Annotated in this window: 3 protein-coding genes; 1 reads left to right on the forward strand and 2 read right to left on the reverse strand. The window is 59.5% G+C overall.

The annotated features are described in order from the left end of the window. Window positions 1-41: 41 nt before the first annotated feature. Window positions 42-863 carry an SDR family oxidoreductase gene (locus HX839_RS23425; protein WP_177020683.1) on the reverse strand — a complete coding sequence of 274 codons (822 nt, stop codon included), beginning with the start codon at window positions 861-863 and terminating at the stop codon, window positions 42-44. Between the two features lie 329 nt (window positions 864-1192). Between HX839_RS23425 and HX839_RS23430 the strand changes: the two genes are divergently transcribed. Continuing rightward, window positions 1193-1345, forward strand: coding sequence for a DUF3309 family protein (locus HX839_RS23430; protein WP_003216767.1), 153 nt, complete (start codon window positions 1193-1195; stop codon window positions 1343-1345). A 60-nt stretch (window positions 1346-1405) separates the two neighbouring features. Here the strand turns inward: HX839_RS23430 and HX839_RS23435 are convergent, their stop codons facing one another. Beyond that, a complete protein-coding gene (locus tag HX839_RS23435; RefSeq protein ID WP_003216769.1) occupies window positions 1406-3493 on the reverse strand; it encodes an LTA synthase family protein in 2088 nt (695 codons plus the stop codon). Window positions 3494-3844 lie beyond the last annotated feature (351 nt).

The following is a 3844-nucleotide window of genomic DNA, read 5'->3' on the forward strand; positions in this document are numbered from 1 at the left end:
CACAGCAAGCTCCCTCGCCACATCAGGTGCTCACCTGAAATTCAACCTTTTACCGCCTGCGACTGGGCTTTCGCCCGCATCTTGTCCGCCATCACGGTCATCTCGTCATACAGCAGTTGCGGGTTCTTCTGTTTCAGTGCCCAGGCCATGCGCCCCTGCTCGTGGGGCAGGATCATGAATTGCCCTTCAGCCACCTGCTGGTAGATGTAGTCGGCGATCTGTGCGGCGGTAATCGGCGAGCTTTCCAGCAGCTTGCCCACCTGGGCCTTCATCGCCGGCGTCGGCCCGCGGAACGAGTCCAGCAGGTTGGTCTGGAAGAAGGATGGGCACACCACATGCACGCCGACTTCCTGTTGCTTGAGTTCCACCAGCAGGCTCTCCGAGAGCGCCACCACGCCGGCCTTGGCCACGTTGTAGTTGCTCATGGCCGGGCCCTGCATCAGGGCGGCCATGGACGCGATGTTGATGATGCGGCCCTTGCTCTTTTCCAGCAGCGGCAGGAAGGCCTTGCAGCCCTTGACCACGCCCATCAGGTTGATCGCGATCTGCCAGTCCCAGTCTTCCAGGGACAGTTCGCTGAAGAACCCGCCCGATGCGACACCGGCGTTGTTGACGATCACGTCGATGCCACCGAGCTTTTCCTCACAGGCCTGTGCGAACGCGGTGAGCTGGCTGTAGTCGCGCACGTCGCAGCGCTGGGTGAAACCGTCACCACCGGCCTGGCGTACAAGCTTGAGGGTTTCTTGCAGGCCCGCTTCGCTGACGTCCGACAAGGCCAGCTGCCAACCCTCACGGGCCCAGCGCAGAGCGATTTCGCGACCCAGGCCAGAACCGGCGCCGGTGATCATCATGCGATTTTGCATAGGAAAGTAGCCTTGTGGTTCACGGAAGAAGTGAGCCGCAGTGTAGCGAAGGTTTTTCCTGCACCCACGCACCATCAGACTGCTGAATGCCCCAGGCAAACCGTGGGCCGGGTCGGATAGCGGGAAACCCGCCAAGTTCCATTTATTTGAACTAAGGACGGTTATTTGCAACGGGGTTAAAGGAAATAAGCAAGTTAGCGAAAAGCTTTAAAAAAACACGGAATTTTCTGCCAAACACAGGGGTCGGAGTTATTAAGGCGTCCGTATCAGCTGTCGGGCCTATCCGTTAAATACCAGGTCTTTTCAGAAGACAATAAGGAAAACAAAACATGAGCCTCATTCTTATCATTATTCTGATCCTCCTGCTGGTCGGCGGTCTTCCAGTGTTCCCTCACTCACGTAACTGGGGTTACGGGCCATCGGGTATTCTCGGTACTGTGTTGGTAGTGCTGCTGATTCTGTTGTTGCTCGGCAAGATATAACGCGTTCCAGCGTGCAAAAAAAAGAGGCCTTGAAAGGCCTCTTTTTTTATGCGCGGGTGTTTAGTCCGGCTTGCCGTCCACTACACCTGCGGTGTTGTCCAGCAGGCTCTTGGTAGCGGTCTGCAGGAACGATTCGAGCTTCTGCTTCAACGCAGCCTCGTCCGGCGACTCTGGAATCACTTTCCCGGTCGGGTTGGCGCCCAGTTCGTATTCCCACAACTTTGGTGGCATTTCCTTGGGCAGGACCAGCACGCGATCACCGGTGAGCAAGGCGACGGTCTGGTCGCTGCCCGACGGCTTGATCACACCAAAGCCCTTGTCGCCTTCCGGCAGGTTGAGCAGGTCACGGCCCCAGCACTGGTGCAGGGTGTCACCGCCCAGGCGGCCCATAATGGTCGGCACGATGTCGATCTGGGTGCCCACGGTGTGGTCACGCTCGCCGAACTTCTCCTGCATGCCCGGTGCGATCATCAGCATCGGCACGTTGAAGCGGCCCAGGTCCATCTCGGTGATCTGCTGCTCGTTGCCGAAGCCGTGGTCGCCCACGATCACGAACAGGGTTTCCTTGAAGTACGGCTCCTTGCGGGCCTTTTCAAAGAACTGGCCCAAGGCCCAGTCGGAGTAGCGCATGGCCGTCAAATGCTCGTTGAGGCTGCCACGGTCGGTGACCTTCTCGACCGGCAATGGCGTCGGCAACGCGTACGGCGTGTGGTTGGACAGGGTTTGCAGCAGCGCATAGAACGGCTTGCCGCCTTCACGGGCCTTCAACTCTTCCAGGCCACGGTTGAACATGTCCTGGTCGGACACGCCCCAGGTCGGGTCCGAGAACACCGGGTTGACGAAGTCATTACGCCCGATGAAGTTGGTCATGCCCTGGTTGCTGAAGAAGCCCGACTGGTTATCCCAGGCGAAGTCGCCGTTGTAGACGTACACGTCATCGAAATCGCGATGGCTGAGCAACTGCGGCAGGCCCGACAGCTTGTGGCTGCCTTCCGGAGTCTGCATCAGGTATTCGAAACCCGGCAGGTTCGGGAAGCAGGCCATGGTGGCGAACATACCCTGGTGGGTGTGGGTGCCGTTGGAGAAGAAGCGGTCGAACAGCAGGCCTTCCTTGGACAGTTTGTCGAAGTACGGCGTGATGTTGCCCGGGCGGCCCAGGGCGCCCACCGAGTGACCGGCGAAGCTTTCCATCAGGATAACCACGACGTTCTTGATCGGCAGGGTCTTCTCGGCCGGCGGCGTGAAGTCACGGCGTACCGCGGCGGTGTCGGTGTCGACCAGTTTCTCGCTCGGCAATACCAGCATGTCGCGCACGGTCTGGGTGGCCAGCGGCTGCTCCAGGGTGGCTTTCCAGATGTTCGAACGCTCCTCGGAGAAGCGCGATTTCGCCGCCGCAATCAGCGACAAGGTACCGTTGAGGCCCAACTGGTTGGCGAAGTTCGAGTCGGTGGTGTACACGTCGCCCCAACGCAGTGGCGGGCCCTGGCGCAGGGTGCCACGGATGGCGACCACGGCGACCAGCAGGCAGACCACGAACACCGCGATGCGCGTGTACCACGGCGCTACCTGGCGAGTGCCGATGCTGCCACCGCTGAACGGGCCGCGTGGGCGCGTTGCACGGTCGGCGCCTTTGAAGGCGATGCTCAGGATCAGCGTACCCACGGCCCAGGCCAGCAGGTAGCGCACCACCGGGAAACCGTACCAGAGCATGCTCATCACGGTTTTCGGGTCTTCCTTCACGTACTGGAAGACCAGGCCGTTGAGGCGCTGGTGGAACTCGCGGTAGAAGTCCATTTCCATCAGGCCCAGGAACAGCGCGATGCTGGACGCGACCGTCAGCCACAAGCGGAAGAACCCGCGCGCCGCCATGGCCCGTACGCTGAACAACGCCAGCAGCAACGGCACCAGCACGTACATCACCAGGCGGATATCCAGGCGCAGGCCGTTGGCGAACGCTTCAAGGAAAGTCGAGGCCGGTGTGTCGAGGATCATCTCGCGGTTGTAGACCAGCAGCGCCAGGCGCAGCAGGGAGAACATCACCATCATGATCAAGGCACAAAGCAGCGTGTACGCCAGATGGGATTTGACGGTCGGTTGCAGCAAGCGATTAGAAGCTCGCTGCTGATTCAGGGCGTCCGGGTTTGCCATGTCGTTTTAGGACCCATTGGAAGTTTAAGTTGCGAATGAATACAGCGGCGCCCCGCCCTCGCCCAGGCAGGCTGGGGTAGACGGTGAACGCAATGGCGCAAATGGTGCCCGATCAACGCCGGCAACGCCATTGATTACTCACTCCTGCAGTAGGTGGGCACTCGTTTTAGAGCACTCGACAGGGGAAATAGCCGGCGAATTGTCTTGGATGGAATGTGAAAATTTTGTACAGCGAATATCTCGAAACACAATAACGGGCGTACGGAAACAGATGTGGGAGCGGGCTTGCTCGCGAATACGGTAAATCAGTCGATACATCAGGTGACTGTTACACCGTATTCGCGAGCAAGC

It is taken from the genome of Pseudomonas sp. I8001 (assembly GCF_013385345.1).
Lineage (GTDB): Bacteria > Pseudomonadota > Gammaproteobacteria > Pseudomonadales > Pseudomonadaceae > Aquipseudomonas.

Bases quoted from the DNA above. Each gene is read 5' to 3' on its own strand.
- HX839_RS23425 (WP_177020683.1), bottom strand. From the start codon at position 863: ATGCAAAATCGCATGATGATCACCGGCGCCGGTTCTGGCCTGGGTCGC.
- HX839_RS23430 (WP_003216767.1), top strand. From the start codon at position 1,193: ATGAGCCTCATTCTTATCATTATTCTGATCCTCCTGCTGGTCGGCGGT.
- HX839_RS23435 (WP_003216769.1), bottom strand. From the start codon at position 3,493: ATGGCAAACCCGGACGCCCTGAATCAGCAGCGAGCTTCTAATCGCTTG.